This is a genomic window from Pseudodesulfovibrio karagichevae (assembly GCF_041414475.1).
GTDB classification, from domain to species: Bacteria; Desulfobacterota; Desulfovibrionia; order Desulfovibrionales; family Desulfovibrionaceae; genus Pseudodesulfovibrio; species Pseudodesulfovibrio karagichevae.
On record NZ_JBGLYH010000031.1, the window covers coordinates 25,672 to 45,306 of the forward strand.

The 19,635-nt window shown below is 66.2% G+C and carries 20 protein-coding genes; 11 read left to right on the forward strand and 9 right to left on the reverse strand.

Features of this window, described 5'->3' with window-relative positions:
* The first annotated feature begins 34 nt into the window (after nt 1-34).
* Together AB6M95_RS11560 and AB6M95_RS11565 are read left to right on the forward strand one after the other, a co-directional pair.
* The gene (locus AB6M95_RS11560; RefSeq protein WP_371386907.1) at nt 35-580 is read left to right on the forward strand and encodes a peptidylprolyl isomerase; all 546 of its coding nucleotides are present in this window, start codon (nt 35-37) and stop codon (nt 578-580) included.
* 325 nt (nt 581-905) lie between these two features.
* Nucleotides 906-3,044, forward strand: coding sequence for a response regulator (locus AB6M95_RS11565; protein ID WP_371386908.1), 2,139 nt, complete (start codon nt 906-908; stop codon nt 3,042-3,044).
* A 35-nt stretch (nt 3,045-3,079) separates the two neighbouring features.
* Here the strand turns inward: AB6M95_RS11565 and AB6M95_RS11570 are convergent, their stop codons facing one another.
* The 4 genes from AB6M95_RS11570 to AB6M95_RS11585 form a co-directional block, all read right to left on the reverse strand.
* Nucleotides 3,080-4,939, reverse strand: a complete 1,860-nt coding sequence (locus AB6M95_RS11570; protein WP_371386909.1) for an AMP-binding protein — start codon at nt 4,937-4,939, stop codon at nt 3,080-3,082.
* 122 nt (nt 4,940-5,061) lie between these two features.
* Nucleotides 5,062-5,751 carry an aspartate/glutamate racemase family protein gene (locus AB6M95_RS11575; RefSeq protein WP_371386910.1) on the reverse strand — a complete coding sequence of 230 codons (690 nt, stop codon included), beginning with the start codon at nt 5,749-5,751 and terminating at the stop codon, nt 5,062-5,064.
* Nucleotides 5,752-5,760: 9 nt separating this feature from the next.
* Nucleotides 5,761-6,087, reverse strand: coding sequence for an AzlD domain-containing protein (locus tag AB6M95_RS11580; protein ID WP_371386911.1), 327 nt, complete (start codon nt 6,085-6,087; stop codon nt 5,761-5,763).
* A complete protein-coding gene (locus AB6M95_RS11585; protein ID WP_371386912.1) occupies nt 6,072-6,782 on the reverse strand; it encodes an AzlC family ABC transporter permease in 711 nt (236 codons plus the stop codon). The genes AB6M95_RS11580 and AB6M95_RS11585 overlap by 16 nt, the downstream gene beginning before the upstream one ends.
* Nucleotides 6,783-6,921: 139 nt before the next feature.
* Here AB6M95_RS11585 and AB6M95_RS11590 point away from each other — a divergent pair, with 139 nt between their 5' ends.
* The 5 genes from AB6M95_RS11590 to hgcB all read left to right on the forward strand — a co-directional run bounded on the left by AB6M95_RS11590 (nt 6,922) and on the right by hgcB (nt 11,265).
* Nucleotides 6,922-8,346, forward strand: a complete 1,425-nt coding sequence (locus tag AB6M95_RS11590) for an aminotransferase-like domain-containing protein (protein WP_371386913.1) — start codon at nt 6,922-6,924, stop codon at nt 8,344-8,346.
* An 81-nt stretch (nt 8,347-8,427) separates the two neighbouring features.
* Nucleotides 8,428-9,351 carry an EamA family transporter RarD gene (gene rarD, locus AB6M95_RS11595; RefSeq protein ID WP_371386914.1) on the forward strand — a complete coding sequence of 308 codons (924 nt, stop codon included), beginning with the start codon at nt 8,428-8,430 and terminating at the stop codon, nt 9,349-9,351.
* 77 nt (nt 9,352-9,428) lie between these two features.
* Nucleotides 9,429-9,746 carry an ArsR/SmtB family transcription factor gene (locus tag AB6M95_RS11600; protein ID WP_371386915.1) on the forward strand — a complete coding sequence of 106 codons (318 nt, stop codon included), beginning with the start codon at nt 9,429-9,431 and terminating at the stop codon, nt 9,744-9,746.
* Nucleotides 9,743-10,966 carry a mercury methylation corrinoid protein HgcA gene (gene hgcA, locus AB6M95_RS11605; protein ID WP_371386916.1) on the forward strand — a complete coding sequence of 408 codons (1,224 nt, stop codon included), beginning with the start codon at nt 9,743-9,745 and terminating at the stop codon, nt 10,964-10,966. The genes AB6M95_RS11600 and hgcA overlap by 4 nt, the downstream gene beginning before the upstream one ends.
* Nucleotides 10,967-10,977: 11 nt before the next feature.
* Nucleotides 10,978-11,265 (forward strand): mercury methylation ferredoxin HgcB, encoded by a 288-nt coding sequence (gene hgcB / locus AB6M95_RS11610; RefSeq protein WP_371386917.1) that lies wholly within the window; start codon nt 10,978-10,980, stop codon nt 11,263-11,265.
* Here hgcB and AB6M95_RS11615 read toward each other — a convergent pair.
* Nucleotides 11,262-11,816 (reverse strand): cysteine hydrolase family protein, encoded by a 555-nt coding sequence (locus AB6M95_RS11615; RefSeq protein ID WP_371386918.1) that lies wholly within the window; start codon nt 11,814-11,816, stop codon nt 11,262-11,264. The genes hgcB and AB6M95_RS11615 overlap by 4 nt on opposite strands.
* 186 nt (nt 11,817-12,002) lie before the next feature.
* On the opposite strand from AB6M95_RS11615, the gene AB6M95_RS11620 reads away from it, so the two are divergent.
* From AB6M95_RS11620 to AB6M95_RS11630, 3 genes are read left to right on the forward strand one after another with little or no spacing between them, the layout of a single operon-like run.
* Nucleotides 12,003-12,356 carry a DsrE family protein gene (locus AB6M95_RS11620; RefSeq protein WP_371386919.1) on the forward strand — a complete coding sequence of 118 codons (354 nt, stop codon included), beginning with the start codon at nt 12,003-12,005 and terminating at the stop codon, nt 12,354-12,356.
* Between the two features lie 56 nt (nt 12,357-12,412).
* Nucleotides 12,413-12,832 carry a response regulator gene (locus AB6M95_RS11625; protein ID WP_371386926.1) on the forward strand — a complete coding sequence of 140 codons (420 nt, stop codon included), beginning with the start codon at nt 12,413-12,415 and terminating at the stop codon, nt 12,830-12,832.
* The gene (locus AB6M95_RS11630) at nt 12,829-14,880 is read left to right on the forward strand and encodes an ATP-binding protein (RefSeq protein ID WP_371386920.1); all 2,052 of its coding nucleotides are present in this window, start codon (nt 12,829-12,831) and stop codon (nt 14,878-14,880) included. The genes AB6M95_RS11625 and AB6M95_RS11630 overlap by 4 nt, the downstream gene beginning before the upstream one ends.
* Here the strand turns inward: AB6M95_RS11630 and AB6M95_RS11635 are convergent.
* From AB6M95_RS11635 to AB6M95_RS11645, 3 genes are all read right to left on the reverse strand, one after another.
* Complete coding sequence (locus AB6M95_RS11635) at nt 14,873-15,280, reverse strand: rhodanese-like domain-containing protein (protein WP_371386921.1); 408 nt, start codon at nt 15,278-15,280, stop codon at nt 14,873-14,875. The genes AB6M95_RS11630 and AB6M95_RS11635 overlap by 8 nt on opposite strands.
* A gap of 80 nt (nt 15,281-15,360) precedes the next feature.
* Nucleotides 15,361-16,368, reverse strand: a complete 1,008-nt coding sequence (locus AB6M95_RS11640) for an electron transfer flavoprotein subunit alpha/FixB family protein (protein WP_371386922.1) — start codon at nt 16,366-16,368, stop codon at nt 15,361-15,363.
* Nucleotides 16,369-16,379: 11 nt separating this feature from the next.
* The gene (locus tag AB6M95_RS11645; RefSeq protein ID WP_371386923.1) at nt 16,380-17,189 is read right to left on the reverse strand and encodes an electron transfer flavoprotein subunit beta/FixA family protein; all 810 of its coding nucleotides are present in this window, start codon (nt 17,187-17,189) and stop codon (nt 16,380-16,382) included.
* On the opposite strand from AB6M95_RS11645, the gene AB6M95_RS11650 reads away from it, so the two are divergent.
* Nucleotides 17,172-17,759 carry a hypothetical protein gene (locus AB6M95_RS11650; protein ID WP_371386924.1) on the forward strand — a complete coding sequence of 196 codons (588 nt, stop codon included), beginning with the start codon at nt 17,172-17,174 and terminating at the stop codon, nt 17,757-17,759. The two genes, AB6M95_RS11645 and AB6M95_RS11650, sit on opposite strands and share 18 nt — an antisense overlap.
* Here AB6M95_RS11650 and AB6M95_RS11655 read toward each other — a convergent pair.
* Entirely contained in the window at nt 17,719-19,560 is a 1,842-nt protein-coding gene (locus AB6M95_RS11655; RefSeq protein WP_371386925.1) for a 4Fe-4S ferredoxin, read from the reverse strand. The two genes, AB6M95_RS11650 and AB6M95_RS11655, sit on opposite strands and share 41 nt — an antisense overlap.
* Between the last annotated feature and the right edge of the window lie 75 nt (nt 19,561-19,635).

Below are 19,635 nucleotides of genomic sequence, written 5' to 3' on the forward strand. Positions count from 1 at the left end.
CCGTCCAGACCCAAACACAACCCACGGGAGCGATATGAAAATCCTGCTGCAATCCCTCTTCGCCTGCGCCCTTCTGGTGCTGCTGGCCTGTCCGGCCGCCCAGGCCCAGGACCCGGAAAACACCCTGTACATGGACCTGGCCGACGGCCGGGTGGTCATTGAAATGCGCCCGGACCTGGCCCCCAAGCACGTGGCCCGGATCAAGGAGCTCGTGCGCATGAAGTTCTATGACGGCATCGTCTTTCACCGGGTCATCGACGGCTTCATGGCCCAGACCGGCGATCCCACCGGCACCGGCCGGGGCGGCTCCGGACAGAATCTGCCCGCCGAATTCAGCAACGCCCCGTTCCAGCGCGGCACCGTGGGCATGGCCCGCGCCTCGGACCCGGACAGCGCGGACAGCCAGTTCTTCATCTGCTTCGCTCCCGCCCCGTTCCTCGACGGCCAATACACCGTCTGGGGCCAGGTCACCTCGGGCATGGAGTTCGTGGACAAGATCAAGAAGGGGGCCGGCCAGAGCGGCTCGGTCACCGACCCCGACAAGATCATCCGCCTGCGCGTCGCCGCCGACGTGAAGTAAACAGATTCCTCCGGGGGAGGGAAGACCCTTCAAGCGTGGTTCTCTCCTCCCCCCTCTCCTCCGCCTCTTATCCGCCCTCCCCTCCTTCCGCCGCGTTTCGCTCCCGTTTTGCGGGGCCGCCTCCGCTTCCGGCGAAAACCGACACCTATCATTTGTGAATGGACATCGCCGATATTTTTTGCTTTGATGGGTATACTCGGAAGGGTCCGTTTTCCCACATCATGGAACGATACCGTATCCGGCCTGGGGCATTATGATTGCAGACAGAGAGACTCGCCACCCTCGGACCGGCGTTCAGCCCCGGCGCAACGCCCCCGAGCCCCGCATGGGGCGGTGCCGCGCACGGCTTTTGCCGCTGCTCCTGCTCTTCTGCGTCCTGCTGGGGGCCCTGCCCGCCTCGGCCGCCGCTCCCGATCCGGCGCTGGGCCTGACTCCCGAGGAAACCGCCTGGCTCGAGGCGAACAGGGACACCCTCCGTTACGGGCCCAATCCTTCCTGGCCGCCAGGCGACTACATGGAGGACGGGAAACACAAGGGCATCGTCTCCGACTACGTCAAGATCTTCGAGGAAAAGCTCGGCATCCGTTTCCAGCGCGTCTATTTCAACAACTGGGAACAATTCTACCACGCCATGATGACCGGCGGGTTCGATCTGGTCGGAGCGGCCCAGAAGACCGCGGAGCGCGAGAAGGAACTCGTCTTCACCCAGCCCTTCCTGAAGACGAGGCTGGTCATCCTGACCCGGAGCAAGACGCCGCGCATGAAGTCCCTGGACGCGCTCAATTCGATGACCATCGCTGGAATCGAGGGCTATTCCAGCCTGGACTACGTGAAGAAGCACTACCCGGGCGTCAGGATCGTCAACTGCGGCGACGACCTGACCGTGCTGCTGAAGGTGTCGGCGGGCGCGGCCCAGGGGGCGGTCGTGGACTACATGATAGCCAGCTACCTGATCGAGAAATACGGCATCACCAATCTCCAGTACGACGCGGAACTCGACTTTCACTGGGACCTGCGGTTCGCCGTGAACAAGTCCAAGGCCCCGCTCGCGCCGATCCTGGACAAGGTCCTCAACACCATCGGCGAGAAGCAGCGGCAGGCCATTTACAACAAGTGGGTCACGCTCAGCCTGGAACGCAAGCCGAGCTTCTTCGAACGCAACCTGAAGGTCATCGCTGCCGTGTTCCTGGCGGTCCTGCTCCTGCTGGTCGCGGTGATCATCTTCAACCGCTCACTGCAACGGCAGGTCGCCGCCCGGACCAGGGAGCTCCGGCACAACGAAAAGGTCCTGAAGGACGCCAAGGAAGCGGCCGAAGCCGCCAACGAGGCCAAGTCCGCGTTTCTGGCCAACATGAGCCACGAAATCCGTACGCCGCTCAACGGCATCGTGGGCATGCTCCAGCTCATGGAGATGACCTCGCTGACCGGGGAGCAGGAGGAGTTCGTCGAGACCGCCATCCAGTCCAGCAACCGGCTGACCCGGCTGCTCTCCGACATCCTCGATCTCTCCAGGGTGGAGGCGGGCCAGGTCGAGATCGTCCGCGAGCCCTTCGACCTGCGGGACGCCATGGAGGCCATCAGCCAGCTCTTCGGTCCGAGCGCCAGGGAAAAGGGCCTGGACTTCCGGGTGCGCGTGCACCCCGGCGTTCCCGACGAACTGCTCGGCGACGCCCCCCGCCTGCAACAGGTGCTCAGCAACATCGTGGGCAACGCCGTCAAGTTCACCGACCGGGGGGCCATCGAGGTGGATGTCCTGCCCTTGCCGCGGGCAAGGCTGCACGAGTGCCGCGTGCTGTTCACGGTCGCGGACACCGGGATCGGCATCGGCGACCGGGCCTTGGACACCCTGTTCGCCCCGTTCACCCAGATCGACTCCAGCCTCTCCCGCCAGTACCAGGGGGCCGGGCTGGGGCTGGCCATCACCAAGCGCCTGACCGCGCTCATGGACGGGGCGCTTGCCGTGGAAAGCAACGAGGGACTGGGATCGACGTTCTACATCAGCATTCCGTTCGGCCTGAATGACGAGGGCCCGGCCCATGCGCCCGAACCGGTCAAGGCCGCCGGGGACGCGAAAACGAGGGCCCCGCTGCGGGTGCTGGTCGTCGAGGACGACCCCACCAATCTCATCACCGCCAACACGATCGTCAAGCGGCTGGGGCACGAGGCTGTGGCCGCCATCGACGGACGAAAGGCCCTGGACGCCCTGCGCGAACGGTCTTTCGACCTCGTTCTGATGGATGTGCAAATGCCGGTGATGGACGGCGTGGAAACCACGAAACGCATCCGCAACGGCGAGGCGGGCGAGGGGAACCGGCGCATCCCCATCATCGCGATGACGGCGTACGCCATGCTGGGCGACAGGGAGAAGTTCCTGGCTGCGGGCATGGACTACTACCTGGCCAAGCCCGTGGACATCGAAAGCTTCCGGACGGCGCTGGCCAGGACGGCCGGGACGTCGACCTAGCGCACCCCCCGGCGCGCGCCAAACGCCGCCCCACGCTACTGATCGGTATACAGAAACCGCTTGATCTTCTGGGTGGGCGTCTTCTCGAAGGGCTCGGTCTGCTCGACCACGCGGTTGAGCCGGGCGAAGGAGGAGACCTTGGAATTGACCTCCCGGTGGATGTCGTCGAGGATCTTGCGCACGCGATCGCGGACCTCGGACTCGATCAGCTTCTTGACGCCGAACTGCTCGTCCAGGGCCTCGTAGTTGAGGTGGATGCGGGCCACCAGCCTGCCGCCGGACTCGAGCACCAGGGATTCCTGGACGTAGTCGTTGGCGTTGATGATGGACTCCACCTCTTCGGGATAAATATTCTCGCCGCTGGGCCCGATGATGACGTTCTTGAGCCGCCCCTTGAGGTAGAGGTAGCCGTCCTCGAACTTGCCCAGGTCGCCGGTCCGGAGCCAGCCGTCCTCGGTGAAGGTCGCCTCGGTGTCGTTGGGGGCCTTGTAGTACTCGCGCATGATGTTCGGCCCCTTGGCCAGGACCTCGCCCTCGCCCGTCTCCAGGTCGGGTTCGTCGATCTTGAGCTCCACGCCGGGGATGGCCGGACCGATGGCCTTGAAGCGCTGTTCTTCCGGGCTGATCCCGGCCAGCAGCGGGGCGGATTCGGTCATGCCGTACCCCTTGGCGTAGGGCACCTTGGCGTCGAGCAGGAACAGCTCCACCTCGGGGGCCAGGGGCGCGCCGCCGATGCACAGGCAACGCAGGTCGCCGCCGAAGGCCTCGATGAGCTTTTTGCCCGCCACCTGGGAGAGCTTGCGCCGGGTCACGCCGATTTTCATCAGCCCGCGCGTCACGCCCGAACCGGTCAGCTTCTTCTTGATCCGGCTCTTGTAGATTTTCTCGATGATCAGCGGGACCACGTTCATGATCGTGGGTTTGACCTTCTGCATGGCGGGCAGCAGGGTCTTGGGGGTCGGCGGCTTTTGCAGGTAGAAGACCGAACTGCCGGAATAGAGCGGGATGACCAGCCCCACGGTGCACTCGTAGGTGTGGGCCATGGGCAGCACGGACAGGAAGCGGTCGGTCTCGAGGACCGGAATGGTCTTGATCCCGGAAATACAGTTCTGGACCAGGTTGCGGTGGGTCAGGACCACGCCCTTGGAGTGGCCGGTGGTGCCCGAGGTGTACAGGATGGCGGCCACGTGGTCCCCGGTCAGCTCGAAGGGCTTGCCGGTCTTCCAGTCGATGAACCGGCGGGCCGAGGCGCTGAACCACTCCACGGTCTGGTTGTAGGAGTCGGAGAACTTCCCCATGGTCTCCCGCGCGCTGTCGCTGAACTTGTTCATGCGCTCCCGGGCGGTCTCGGACAGCTTTTCCCGGGCCACTTCGCCCAGGTGCTCCACCCGGTCGCGGGCCGCCTCGGCGAACTGCTCGATGCGCTCGCCCGCGTTTTCCAGGGCCTCGCGGTAGGTCGTCCGGGTGCCCTCCTCGTCCTCCATGGAAAAGTCGTCCATGACCATGATGGTCTCGAGGTTGGGGAAATTCTCGCCCTCGACCTTGTCCATGTAGCGGCGCGAGGCGACGACCATCTTGGCCTCGGAGTGGCGCAGGATGTGCTGCACCGCGCTGGGGTGGAACTCCTGCAGGATGGGCACCACGATGGCCCCCATGGTGGTCACGGCGAAGTAGGCGATGGCCCAGTTGGGCATGTTCTCGCCGATGAGGGCGATCTTGTCCTCGGGCTTGATGCCGAGGCCGCGCAGCACGGTCTGCAGTTCTTCCACGTGCTCGCCGAACCGACCATAGGTCATGGGTTCGCCGTCCACGAACGACAGCGCGGTCCGCTCGGCGTACCGCTCCACGGAACGGTTCAGCAAATCCTTCAAGGTCATGTCGACAGTCTCGCTCACACACCCTCCCCGATGAACATGAGACAAAAGCGGGCCCTCGCGGCGCGCCAACATGGCATATCACGTTACGGGAGCGCGTCAAGCGCGGGATGGGGACAATGGGCGGACCGGGCGCCCGGAGATCAGCCGAGAGCCGCCTCCACCGCCTTTTCGGCGTGGATGCGGCAGGTGTCCAGGGTGGGCACCCTGGTGTCGCCGGGCCGGACCAACAGGCCGATCTCGGTGCAGCCGAGGATGACCGCCTCGGCCCCGCGCGCGGCAAGGGAATCAATGATGCGCACGAACTCGGCGCGGGACGGGTCCAGGAACAGCCCCCTGCACATCTCGTCGAAGATGACCCGGTCCACCAGCTTGCGGTCCCCGGCCTCGGGCACCAGGACCTCGAAGCCGTGCTCCTTGAGGCGGCCCACGTAGAAGTCGTCCTCCATGGTGAAGACGGTCCCGAGCAGGCCCACCCGGGAGAAGCCGCCCGCGCGGGCGGCCTTGGCCGTGGCGTCGGCGATGTGGATGAGCGGCACGGAAACCGCCGCCCCCACCTCGGGGGCCACCTTGTGCATGGTGTTGGTGCCGATGACCATAAGGTCGGCTCCGGCGTACTCCAGGGTGCGGGCCGCGTCGGCCAGAGCGTTGCCCACGGCCGCCCAGTCGCCCGCGCACATGAGCTCGCGCAGGGGGGCGAAGTCCACGGAGTTCATGAGGATGCGAGCCGAATGCAGGCCGCCCAGCCGGGTCTTCACGGCCTCGTTCATGACCCGGTAGTACTCCAGGGAGGATTCCCAGCTCATGCCGCCGATGAGTCCGATGGTCTTCATGCTCCGCTCCTATCCGATGAAGTAGCGCCCCGCCGCCACCAGGATCATGCCCAGGGCCACGGTGCCGAAAAAGGACCTGGTCCGCCAGGCCAGGATGAAGGCCGGGACGGCCGCCCACAGGAAGTAGTTGTCCGGGGTCAGGTCCACGCCGCCGTCCCTGAGCACCAGGGCCGGGAAGAGCATGGACGAAAGCACGGCGGCCGGGACGTAGGACAGCCAGCGGACCACGGATTCGGGCAGGGTCCGGGAGGCCAGGGCCACCAGCGGGACCATGCGCGGGATGTAGGTCACGGCGAGCATGCCGACGATGGTCAGGAAGACTATTTTCTGGTCCATGATTCCACTCCCGCGCCAAAGGTTGCGCCGATGACCGTGGCCAGGATGACCGACCACTGGGCCGCTCCGGCCTGATTCAGGACAAGGGCGAGCAGGCCGCTGAACCCGGCCACCAGGATGTGCAGGACGTTCTTCATCTGCATGACCAGGAGCGCGATGAACATGGCGGGCAGGGCGTAGTCGATGCCCAGCGGCTCCACGCTCGGGATGGACGCCCCGGCGAAATAGCCCGCGAACGAGGCCAGCACCCAGGATATCTGGGCCAGCCCGTTGATGCCGAAACAGGTGGTCTTGTTCAGGTCGCCGCGCGCAAAACGCACCGAGTGCACGGCGAACGACTCGTCCGTGACCTCGTAGGCGAACAAGGCCAGCTCCCACTTGTTCCAGCTCTTGAGGTTCGGGGCCAGCGACGCGCTCATGAGCAGGTGGCGCAGGTTGACCACGAAGGTGGTGGCGATGATCGAGACCGGATTCAGGCCCGCCGCGAACATGGCCACGGCGATGAGCTGGGCGGACCCGGCGTAGACCAGGACCGACATGAGCACGGTGTTGAGCAGGGACAGCCCGGCCTGCTGGGCCAGGACGCCGTAGGCCGCGCCCACGGGCAGGTAGCCCATGACAATGGGCGCCACCTGTCGGGCGGCGGACATCATGGGTGAACCGGTCTGTTCCCCGGCAAGGGTTTGGGTGGTCATGACGAACTTCTCTCTGAGCGTTTTTCGGGCCATGGCCCGGTTAATCTGCTGTATCCATGTCTTGCAGTAAAGCCGAATTTCTGTAATCGGTACAGATACAGTTCAAACAAAATTCATACGAAACAGATTCAGGTGAACCATGGAGACATACCGATACCGGACCGTGGAGAAGAACGTCATGTCCATGATCGACGCGGGCGCGCTCGGGCTGGGCGACAAGCTGCCCTCCCTGCGCTCCCTGAGCACCAAGCTCGGCGTGTCCGTGTCCACGGTCAACCAGGCGTACCTGGAGCTGGAACGCAAGGGGGTCATCGAGGCCCGCGCCCGGTCCGGGTTCTTCGTGCGCCGCAAGTCCAAGCGCCTGCCGCGCACCGAGACCGCGCCCACGCCCATGGCCCAACCCAGGCCGGTGACCCGCATCGGGCTGATACAAAGCGTGCTCGAATCCGTGGGCGCGGCGGACCGCGTGGCGCTCGACGTCATCGCGCCCGGTCCCCAGCGCATGCCCCTGCGCGAACTCGGCCGGATAACCGCGGCCATGGTCCGGGCCGAGCCCGAGCGGGCCATGGGCTACGCGCCCATCCCCGGCGACCCGAAACTCATCCGCCAGATCGCCTACCGGTCCATGGAGTTCGGCATCCCGGCCGAGCCCGACGATCCGCTGATCACCGCCGGGTGCATGGAGGCCCTGTACCTCTCCCTGCGCTCGGTCTGCCGCCGGGGCGACACCGTGCTCATCCAGTCGCCGACCTACTATTGTTTCCTGCAACTGCTCGAAACCCTGGGGCTGCGCGCCATCGAGGTGCCGTCCGACCCGGAGCACGGGGTCTCGCCCGCCGAACTGGCCCGCGCGCTCAAGACATTCGACATCGCGGCCTGCGTGCTAGCGCCCAACTTCAACAACCCGGACTCCAGCCTGACCCCGGACGAGGCCAAGCGGGAGATCGTCGACATGCTGGCCAGGCGCGACATCCCCCTGGTGGAGGACGACGTGTACACGGACCTGCACTTCGGCCCCAAGCGGCCCGGCACCTTCAAGCAGTTCGACAGGAAGGGGCTGGTCCTGCTCTGCTCGTCCTTTTCCAAGACCATCGCGCCCGGCTTCCGGGTGGGCTGGATGCTGCCCGGCCGGTACCGCCAGAAGGCGCTGGAGATCAAGGCCACCACCAACGTGTCCAGCTCGGCCCCGGCCCAGATGGCCATCGCCGAATACCTGCGCCAGGGCCGCCTTGAACGCCACCTGAAAAAGCTGCGCACGGACCTGGAGCGGCAGATGGATACCATGCAGCTCCACCTGGGCCGCCATTTCCCGGCCGGGACCAGGGTGACGCACCCCGTGGGCGGCGCGGTCCTCTGGCTGGAACTGCCCAAGTCCGTGGACTCGGTGGAGCTGTTCTTCCAGGCCCGGGCCGAGGGCGTGGGCATCGCGCCCGGAGCCATCTTCTCCACCCAGGACAAGTTCGCCAACTACATCCGGTTGAGCTGCGGCTGCCCGTGGACCGACGAGCTGGAACAGGGAGTACGTACCCTGAGCAGGCTGGCCGGGTCCATGTGCCGTTCCTGATCGGGGGCATCGCCTTTTCCGACTTTACCCGGCACGCGTCCACGGGTATCTTCTCGCTCCGATACCCCGAGAGAGAACCCCATGCGCAACATCGACCCCAAGCAGACATCCTACGGCTTCGCCGCCGCCCTGGCCGCCTTCTTCGGCTGGGGGCTCCTGCCCGTGTACTGGAAGTCCCTGATCACCGTGAATCCCTTCGAGATTCTCTGCCACCGGGTGGTCTGGTCCCTGCTCTTCATCGCCGTCATCCTGACCCTGCGCCGGGGATGGAGCGACACCTTCGCCCCGCTGAAATCCAGACGCGACCTGCTCATCCTGACTGGAAGCTCGCTGATGATCGGCTGCAACTGGCTGCTGTACATCTGGGCCGTGAACAACGACCACGTCCTGGACACGAGCCTGGGCTACTACATCAACCCCCTGGTCAACGTCCTGCTCGGCTTCGTCTTCTTCCGCGAGCGGCTGCGGCCCCTGCAGATGGTCGCCATCGGCCTGGCCGCCCTGGGCGTGGCCAACTCGGTGATCGCCCACGGCCAGCTGCCGTGGATATCCCTGGCCCTGGCGGTCAGCTTCGGCCTGTACGGGCTGCTGCGCAAGATCGCCTCGGTGGAGTCCCTGCCCGGCCTGTTCCTCGAAACCCTGGTCCTGGGCCCGTTCGCCCTGGCCTACATCCTCTGGCTCCAGGCCCACGGCACGTCCGCCCTGTTCCACCAGGGACTCAACGTGGACCTGCTGCTCATGGGCGCGGGCGTGGTCACGGCCTCGCCGCTCATCGGCTTCGCCTACGGCGCCCGGCGGCTCCAGCTGACCACCCTGGGCCTGCTCCAGTACCTGTCCCCGTCCATCGCCTTCCTGCTCGGCGTGTTCGTCTACAGGGAGCCGTTCAACGCCGGCCACCTGCTGACCTTCGCCCTGATCTGGTCCGGCCTGACCGTGTACACTGTGGAATCGGTCATGGCCATGCGCGCCCAGCGACGGCTGGCCGGGACCCGGCCGGCGGTCTAGCACGCCGGTCCGCGCCGTTGACAACCGGGCGCATATCGCTTATCGTCGATTAACGATAAATGAACCACGGAGACGCCATGTTCTTCAACCCGCCCATGCACAGCGACGACGAGGCCTTTCTGGCCAACGTCTGCAAGGGGCTGGCCCATCCCGCCCGCATCCGCATCCTCAGGCAGTTGATGACTGAACATAGCTGTACCTGCGGGCACCTGGTCGAGGGGCTGCCCCTGGCCCAGTCCACGGTCAGCCAGCACCTCAAGATTCTCAAGGAATCCGGCCTGGTGCGCGGCGAGGTGGAAGGCCCCCGGACCTGCTACTGCGTGGACCGGGAGACCGTGAACCGGTTCGCCCCGCTCATCCGGGCGCTCCTGGCGATCACCCCGGAGGCGTCATGAAACCCCTCGACTGCAAGCCCGCCGACGGATCCGGCCTCGAACCCCTGGGCCTGATGGCGCCCCTTGACGCCCGCCCTTCCAATGCCTGCGCCCCCGCTCCCTGCGCGCCCGACGCGTCGCATGGCGACGCCCCCTGTTGAGGACCCAAGCCCGACCCCCGTGCCGGGGTCTTTGAAAAGCCGGGATACGCCATCGAGCCGTTCGTGGACGGATTCCTGGAAACGCCCGCCGGGCCGGTCCCGCGCGTGCGCACGGACATGCTGCCGTCCGACCGGCTGGGCACGGCCCTGGCGAGGCTGGGGGCGATCCGCAGCAATTACAAAGTGGTTCCCGGCCTGTACGGCCTGGGCGACCCCACCCCGGACTCCCCGGTCCTGGTCACGGCCAACTACAAGCTGACCTTCGACGCGGTGCGCCGCGAGCTTCCGGGCGTCGACGCCTGGTTGCTGGTGGCGGACACGCGCGGCATCAACGTGTGGTGCGCGGCGGGCAAGGGACTGTTCTCCACCGACGAGATCATCTTCAGCGTGGACCGGGCGAAGCTCGACCAGGTGGTGGCCCACCGCGAACTGATCCTGCCCCAGCTCGGGGCCACGGGCGTGTCCGCACGCGAGGTCAGGAAGGCGTGCGGCTTCAAGGTGACGTGGGGACCGGTTCGGGCCGAGGACCTGCCCGAATTTCTCGCGGGCGGCAACCGCGCGGACCAGGCCATGCGCATGGTCGCCTTCCCTCTGAAGGAACGGGCCGTGCTCATCCCGGTGGAACTGTTCCTGCTCTGGAAACCGCTGGCCTGGGCCCTGCCCGCGCTCTTCCTGCTGTCGGGCGTCGGCCCTGACATCTTTTCGCTGTCCGCCCTATGGCAACGGGGGCTCGCCGCCGTGCTGGCCACCGTGTTCGGCATGCTGGCGGGCTGCGTCGCGGTGCCCCTGCTGCTCGACCAGCTGCCGTGGCGCATGTTCTGGCCCAAGGGCGCGCTGACCGGCGCGACGGCAGGGCTGCTCGCCCTATGGCTGCTGCCCCTGCGCGGGGGGCTCGAACCGGCCGCCGTCCTGTTGTGGGTTACGGCCGTGTCGTCCTACCTGGCCATGAACTTCACCGGCTCCACTCCGTTCACCTCGCCCTCGGGCGTGGAAAAGGAGATGCGCCGGGGCATCCCGTTCCAGGCCCTGGCCGGGGTCGCGGCCCTGGTCCTGTGGCTGGCCGCGCCGTTCATCAACTAAAGGAGCCCGCGATGAAACATTTCCGCTACCTGGACGGCGTGGCCACCCTGGCCCTGAACTCGGACACCTGCATCGGCTGCGGGGCCTGCGTGGAGGTCTGCCCCCACCGCATCCTCGAACTGCGTGGGAAAAAGGCGGTCATCCTCGACCCGGACGCCTGCATGGAATGCGGGGCCTGCGCGACCAACTGCCCGGTCCGGGCGGTCACGGTCACGCCCGGCGTGGGCTGCGCCTCCTACCTCATCTCGGTCTGGCTGCACCGCCTCACCGGGCGCAAGGTCGATTCCGCCTGCTGCTAGTCCAGGAACCGTGACGGCAGTTCATCCACGGTCATGACCGGGCCGTAGGCCGCCTGCAGGGCGGCCAGGAACGCGCCGTGCACCTGGGCAGCGGGAATGACCCGGCCGTTGAACTCCAGGTCGCGGGTGGCCGACGCGTCGGACAGGACCGCGCACTCGAAGCCGAGGTCCACGGCCGCGCGCACCCCGGCGTCCAGGCACATGTGGGTCATCATCCCGGCCACGGCCAGGCGGGTCGCGCCCGCCGCGCGCAGCCGGTCGAGGAGGTCCGTCTCCCGGAAGCTGTTGGGGTAGTGCTTGGTAACCACCTGCTCGCCGTCCACGGGCGGGACCGAGGCGTGGATGTCCGCCCCCGCCGTGCCGGGCAGGAAAAAGGTCGCGCCCTGCTTGAGCGCCTCGTGGCGCACGTGGAACACGGGCAGGCCGCGCTTCCGGAACAGCCTGAGGGCCTGCGCCGCACGGGCCGAGGCGGCCTCGGAACCGACGAGTTCCATGCGCCCGCCGGGAAAGTAATCGTTTTGCAGATCGATGAGCAACAGGGCCGTTTTCATGGGCACCTCCGTTTTGATCCCAGCATACCCGGCCCTACGGAACGCGGTCCAATCGGTTTCGCCGATGCGCCCATCAAAATATCCAATATTCATCAGCTGAATACTTGCCCAGAAAACCACACTGGGCTATGTATACGATGATCACACTTTTAACCGGTACGAAACGTGCCGCCCGCAGGCCTGAAAATGAATACTACGCCCGCACGCGACGCCCTGTGCATCGTCTGGAGTTCCCCCGATCCCGAAGTGGCCGACAACCTGGCCTTCATGTACGCGCAAAACGCACTGAACAAGAGCTGGTGGAAACAGGTCCGGCTGATCATCTGGGGGCCCTCGGCGGCCCTCGCGGCCCGGGACGAGCACATCCGCACGCGGCTCGAGGAGATGATGGCCGACGGCGTGGAGGTCTGGGCCTGCCGGGCCTGCGCCGAGAATTACAGTGTGGTCGGGAAGCTCGAAAGTCTCGGCGCGAACGTACTCTATGTCGGCGAACCCTTTACCGAAATGCTCAAAAGCGGGTGGATGCAGTTGACTTTCTGAGCAGGCACGCCCACACAGGACAGGAACCGGACAACAGGGGGACGAGAGTGAACGACATGCAGCCCGCCAGGGACGACGGGACGGACAAGCCCGTGCACATCCTTATCGCCGAGGACTCGGAGAGCAACCAGATGCTCCTCTCCCTGTACTTCTCCGATTCCGGCTACACCCTGGACTTCGCCGAGAACGGCCGCGAGGCCGTGGCCCGGTTCAAAAACGGCTCCTACGAACTGGTGCTCATGGACATCTTCATGCCGATCATGGACGGGCTCGACGCCACCCGTGAAATCCGCAACTTCGAAAAGGAGCACGGTCTGCGCCCCGTGCCCATCGTGGCCGTATCCGCCAACGCCTTTGCCGAGGACCGGCAGCGCTCCATGAAGGCCGGATGCTCGGACTTCATGGCCAAGCCGATCCGCAAGGTTCCGCTGCTCAAATTCATCGCCCGCACCCTGGGGGAGACACCCCGGCCATGATCCACGCCGACCTCCTCCGCAACATCCTCGCACTGCAGGAACCGGAAGCCGCCCTGGCCTGCCGGACGGAGGGGGGCAACCCGAGCGAAGCGCGCATCATCGAAGCCAACCGGGCCGCCTGCGCCCTGCTCGGCCTGACCCGCGAGGAGCTCCTGAACCGGACGCCCGGCGAGGTCATCACCAATTTCGCGGCCCTGGCCGAAGGGGAACCCGTGTTCGAGACCGGCTCCCGGCGCATCGAGCACACCCTGTGCGGGCCGGGCCGGGCCACGCCCGTGGAAATCCGCTCCCACGCGCTCGAACTCGACGGCGACGCCCTGTTCGTGATCATCCTGCGGGACATCACCGTGCGGCGTCGGCGCGAGATGAAGTCCGATCTGGACGAACAACGGTTCAAGACCCTGTACACCCTCTCGCGGATGATCGACCGCACCGAGGAGGAAATCCTCGACTACGCCCTGGTCCAGAGCGTGTACATGACCGACAGCCGCATGGGGTACATCGGCTTCCTGGACGAATCCGAGTCCATCCTGTCCCTTCGCCCCTGGGCGGTCCCGGACCTGGGCGAATGCACGGTGCGCGACAAGTCCCGGATATTCAGGATCGAGGGTGCCGGGCTGTGGGCCGACGCCGTCCGGCAGCGCAGGACGATCATCACCAACGACTACGCCAGATCCTCCGGCAGGCGGGGCACCCCCGAGGGGCACGTGCCCCTCGTCCGGCACATGAACGTGCCGGTCATGGAAAAGAACCGCATCCGCATGCTGGTCGGGGTGGCCAACAAGGACGAGGAGTACACCGAGTCCGACGCGGTTCAGCTCTCCCTGATCATGGAAGGGGTCTGGCACATCATCCAGCGCAAGCGCATGAAAACGGACCTGGTCCGGGCCATGCGCGAGGCCCGACAGGCCGACCGGGCCAAGAGCCAATTCCTGGCCAACATGAGCCACGAGCTGCGCACGCCCCTGAACGGCATCATGGGCATGACCCAGCTGCTGCTCGGCACCAAGGGGCTGACGGACGAACAAAAGGAATACCTGACCCTGAGCCTGGAATCGAGCATCCAGCTGTCCGGGCTGCTCTCCTCCCTGCTCGATCTTTCCCACATCGAATCCGGGGGCACCGGGCTGAACCGCGTGGACTTCGACCTGCCCGGCATCATCCATGCGGCCGTCGACCCCCTGCTTTCCCAGGCCGAAACCAAGGGGCTTCGCCTGCGTTGCAGCCTGGACCAGGGGCTTCCGGCCACGGTCCACGGCGACGCGGAAAAACTCCGCCAGATCCTCGTCAACCTGGTGCACAACGCCGTGAAATTCACCGAAAACGGCTCCGTCACGGTCACGGCGCACTGCGAGCCGATCGCGGACGTGCCGGACCGGGTCAGCCTGTGCGTGGCGGTGACCGACACCGGCGTGGGCATCCCCGAGAACAAACTGGAATCCGTGTTCGAGAGCTTCATGCTCGGCGAGGAGTACATGACCAAGCGCTACAGCGGCGCGGGGCTGGGATTGACCATCTCCCGCAAGCTGGCCGAGATCATGGACGGGAGCATCGACCTCCAGAGCCGCCCGGGCGAAGGCTCGGTCTTCACCCTGACCGTGCCCCTGCTGCACCGGCCGGAACGGGCCGACGCCTGCTCGGCCGAGGAGAAGGCAGGCCTGCGCCTGAACATCCTCGTGGCCGAGGACGAGGAAGTCAACGCCCTGGTCACCTCGAAACTGCTCCGGAAGCACGGGCACGACACCACCGTGGTGGACAACGGCCAGCGCGCCATCGACGCCCTGATGCGCGGCGGCTTCGACCTGGTGCTCATGGACGTGCAGATGCCGGTCATCAACGGCATGGAGGTCACGGAGATCATCCGCTCGGGCGCGGCCGAGGGCATCGACGCCCATATCCCGATCATCGGCCTGACCGCCTTCGCAGGCGACGAGGACCGCCAGCGATTCCTCGTGGCGGGCATGAACGGCGTGGTGACCAAGCCCTTCGACGCCGAGGAGCTCCTGGACGCCGTATGCACGGCGGCGGTTTCCGCCCGGGCTATTTGACCAGCGGCAATCCCTGCCCCTGCCAGTCCCGTATGCCCCGCGACATATGCAGGACCCGGCTGAAGCCGAGCCGCCCGAAGACCTTCATGGCCCGGGCGCTGCGGTTGCCCGACCGGCAATAGACGAGATATTTCGCGTCCCGGTCGAGCCGCCCCAGCCGCTCGGCGAAATCCGCGCTCAGGAAGTCGAGATTCAGCGCCCCCCGGATGTGCCCTTCGGCGTATTCGGCCGGGGTGCGGATGTCGAGGACGCGGATGTCCGGGTCGGCGGCCAGGTCGGCCTGGGCCTGAACCGCGCTCACGGCGGTGACACCCTCGGGCTCGGCCTGCCCGAATTGCCGGTAGACGAAAAAGGCCACTGACAGCGCGGCCAGGATGAGAACGATATATCTGGGATTCACGAGGGTCCTCCGAAGCGTTCACAGGAAAAAAGGCCGCACCCGAAACAGGTGCGGCCTCCACTATCATCTATTCGCCCGGATCAGCCGAGCAGTTCGTTGACCTTCTTCATGATGGCGAAGGCGTCGCCCACGTAGAGCACGTCGCACTTGCCCTGGGCCCAGCCGCAACCGGCGTCCAGGTTGATGGCCCTGCGCTCCTTGATGAAGCGCCAGCCGACCACGTGCGGTTCCTCGCCGTGGCAGCAGGTGGACAATCCCTTGGGATGGCGCGGGGTCGCGCCGGTCTGCCCGACCTGGTGCATGTGCGTCAGAAACGAGATGACCGCGCCGCCCTCGCCCGAGATGTCCACCAGGGACTTGGACGAGCCGAGCGACGACTTGGTGGCGTCCAGGAAGACGCGGATGGTCTCCTCGGCCTCGGGCACGTGCGTGGCCCCGTCGGCCTGCTTCTTGGTCCAGCCCGCGCCCGCCACGAAGAGCAGGGCCGCGTCCGGCCGGATGGTCTGCTGGTCCTCGGAGGCGCACTCCATGCCCGCCACCTTGGTCCGCGAGGCCACGTCCACGGTCAACGCATCCACGTCCGCCGCGCCCGCACCCGCAAAGGGCTCGGCGCAGCCGGAATCGAGCGTCAGCACCCAGGGCCGCTCGTCGCGGGTCAGGGTGCCCTCCATGCGCTGGCGGTAGAACCAGCGCTTGGCCACGGGCTTGCCGTCCTCGGCCGACAGGCCGGACAGGTGGGTGTCCACCCGGCCGCCCAGACGGATGGCCAGGCCGGGCAGGGCCCGGCTGAAGCGGGACGTGGCCGGCGCCACCACCACTTCGGGCGAGCACGCCTTGGCGATGGCCTCGGCGGCCACCAGGTCGGAGGCATAGCGTCCGTCCGCGAACTCGGGACCGGACACCGCGTAGAATTTCGCGCCGCAACCGCCGATGGTTCCGGCGGCCTCGGCCACGTCCGCGCCGATGAGCCCGACCACCAGGTCGGAACCCATGCCGTCGGCCAGCGCCTTGGCGGCGGTCAGCGCCTCAAGGGCGGATTTGTGCAGGGAATTGTCGCATTCGGTGTGTGCAAGATACAAAACAGTCATGGCGATACCCCCTAGCCCTTGATCCATTCGACGATTTCTTTGGCCATGTCATCCACCGGCATGTCCTTGACGATGCGGGTCTCGCGGCGCTGCTGGGGCAGCTCCACCGAGGTGAACTTCAGGCTCGTGCCGGACAGGTCGGCGGGCTTGGCCTGCATCAGCGCGGGCATGTTCTTCTGCATGTTCTGCATGCCCACCTGCGGGTTGTTCGGCGGCTCGGGCAGTTCGCCCGTGGCCCAGCCGAACGCGGCCGGAGCGCCGTCCACCACGGACTTCTGGTAAGCTCCGCCCTCCACGCGCTCGAGCACCTCCAGGGAACCGTCACCGTTCACGGTGAGCCGGTCCACGCCCTGGAACTGTTCGGTCACGCCGAGCAGTTCGCCGACCATCTGGATAACCGCGCCGGAGCCGCGCGAAGCGGACTGCCAGCCGCCGAAGAGCAGCAGCTTGGACTTGTCCAGGCCGCCGATGCCCTCGATGGCCCCGGCCAGAACCTTGGCGGTCTCGCAAGCGTCGGTGAAGCCGGAGGCCGAGCCGTCGGCCACGACCAGCTGGAAGGGGGCCTTCTGGGAAACGGACATCATGACCTGCTGCAGCTTGGCCTTGGGGCCGAGGCTGACCAGCCAGACCTGGCTGCCCGGATTCTTGGCCGCAAGGTTCGCGGCCTCGAACAGGGCGTGCCCGGCCCACGGGTCGAGCACGGCGGGAAGCATCATTTCGTTCTTCAGGGACGGCCCGGCAGGCCCGTCCTGGGGCGCGAGGGTCTGGAGCGGGTCCGGAACGATGGAGCCGCAGACCACGATGTGGAATTCACTACCCATTCAATGTTCTCCTTGATTAGCGGCGGCAATCGCATTTCTCATGCCGTCCATTCGATGCCGTCGGCCACCGCTGCGCGGGGATGCCTCCGGCGGCTTAAGAACCTTTTGAAAAAGGTTCTTAAGAATCTCCAAAACTTTTTGTCGCCGCTTCGCGGGGTGCTTCCGCGCGAGTACGGCTCTCTTCTTTTAATGAACAACTTCGCCGAAAGCGACAACGGGATTCCAAAGGGCTCGCCCTTTGGCCGCCGGAGGCGAAATCATCCGTCCAATTCGCCGCAGGCGATTCGACTCCTTCCCCTCGCCGGGGGGCGTCTCCGACGGCTTAAGAACCTTTTGAAAAAGGTTCTTAAGAATCTCCAAAACTTTATGTCGCCGCTTCGCGGGGTGCTTCCGCGCGAGTACGGCTCTCTTCTTTTAATGAACAACTTCGCCGAAGGCGACAACGGGGTTCCAAGGGGTCATAACCCCTTGGCCGCCGGAGGCGAAATCATCCGTCAATTCGCCGCAGGCGATTCGATCCTGTCTTACCCTAATTCTCCACTGAATGCAGCCCGCCGGACCCGGCCATGAACTTGACGTTGGTCCTCTCGGGATCGTCGGGGTTGGACTTGCTGCAGTTCCACATGCACGCCCCGCAGTGGACGCATTTTTCGCGGTCGAACAGCGGCGCGCCGCCCTCGGGATTGGTGTAGATGGCCTGGCCCGAGCAGGCCTCGATGCAGACCTGTTCGCGACACTTGGCGCACAGGGCCGTGTCCGCGAAGCGCACGTGGTCTCCGTAGCCGGGGTTGGCCTGGACCTTGCCGCCCATGAGCAGGGCATCCTGGTGGGAGACCAGCAGCTGGCCGTCCAGGGGGATTTCGGGCCAGCCTGCGCGGTCCATGAGCGCGTCGTGCAGGCTCGCGCCCTTCTTGGCGCACTCGGCGCGGATGGCCGCGATCTCGCCCGCCGGGATGACGTCGCGGTAATAGTCCTCCACGGACGGGATGCGGTCCTGGGGCTTGATCGCCTTGCCCGGCATGTTCAGGAGGCCGTTGGTCAGGCCGGTCAGGCCCATGCCGAGGAAGCCGGAGACCACGGACTTGGTGAAGCCGTCGCGGGACTTTTTGGCCACCTCGGCCTCCTGTTCGACCCAGGAGGCGCGGCGGCGCGAAACATAGGTGTTTTCCAGGTTCTCCTTGGTGAAGGCGCGCCCGGACTTGAGCAGTTCGAGCACGGCCTCGCCGAGCTGCACGCCCGTGGCCCAGGCCTCGTCCACGCCCGAGCCGGTGAGCACGTTGGTCGAGCCGGAGCCCTCGCCGATGCGCGCGAACCCGTCGCCGCACAGGATTGGCTCGCCGTGCTTTCCCGACTCGTTCAGGGACTTGGCCCCCCAGGAACGCAGGGTCCCGCCCTGGAGCCGCTTCCACAGGTACGGATGGAACATCCAGTGCTGCATGTAGCGGTAGGCGGTGCGCACCGGGTTGTCGAACCAGGACGGCACAAAGATGCCCAAAGAGGCGACGTTGCCGGGGTAGACGTACAGGAAGCCGAAAATCTCGGGCTCGGGGTAGCCGATGGTGTGCAGCACGGTGCCCGGCTGCCAGTCGCAGCCCTCGGGCAGGTCGACCACGCACTTCATGCCCACGGCCCACTCGCGCTGGTGGTTGCCCTCGGGCATGCCCAGCTTGCGGTTGAGTTTCTGGCCCACCGGACCCACCGGGCCGTCGGCCACCACGGTCAGGGCGGCCTTCATGTCCATGCCGGGCATGTAGCCCGCGTTCGGGGTGCCGTCCTTGTCCACGCCCTGGTCGGCCATGCGCACGCCCTTGACGGCCGTGCCCTCCACGAGCGGTTCGGCCACCGGGCTGGACGGCCAGATCTGGGCCATGCCCGTGCCCATCAGATTCGCGCCCACCCACTGGTTGAGCTGGCCGATGGAGAACAGCATGCCCGGATGTTTTTCCAGAAATTTGGGGATGTACGGCAGCTCGTACGCGCCGTCCTTCATGAACCCGCCCAGGACCTTGTCGGCCAGCTTGAACAGGCCCGGCCTGCGGCTCGCGCCCACCGGGTCGGTCAGGAACAGGACCTTCTCCTCCCTGACCTCGCAGGCCATGGGAATCTGGGACAGGTCCAGGTCCGGGAACGTGGCCCGGATGGCGCGGCCCTTGGTGACCACGCCCGACACGCCGAAGCCGATGTCGTCGGCGCGCTCGTAGCAGATGACCTGGGGCGGCATGCCCGGCATGACCTTGGACTCGGCCGCGAACGTGCCGTCCTCGTTCATCAGCCCGCGCGTCAGGGTCGTCAGAAACCCGCCCGCGGCAGGGCCGAAGCCCACGCATACAATGTCCGTTTCCATCTCGACACGCGGCGTCTCGTCGCTCATGGGGTGCCTCCGGCGGCCGGGGGAAGGGGAGAGGGAACCCTTTGAAAAGGGCTTCCCTCTCCCCTTCCCCCGGAC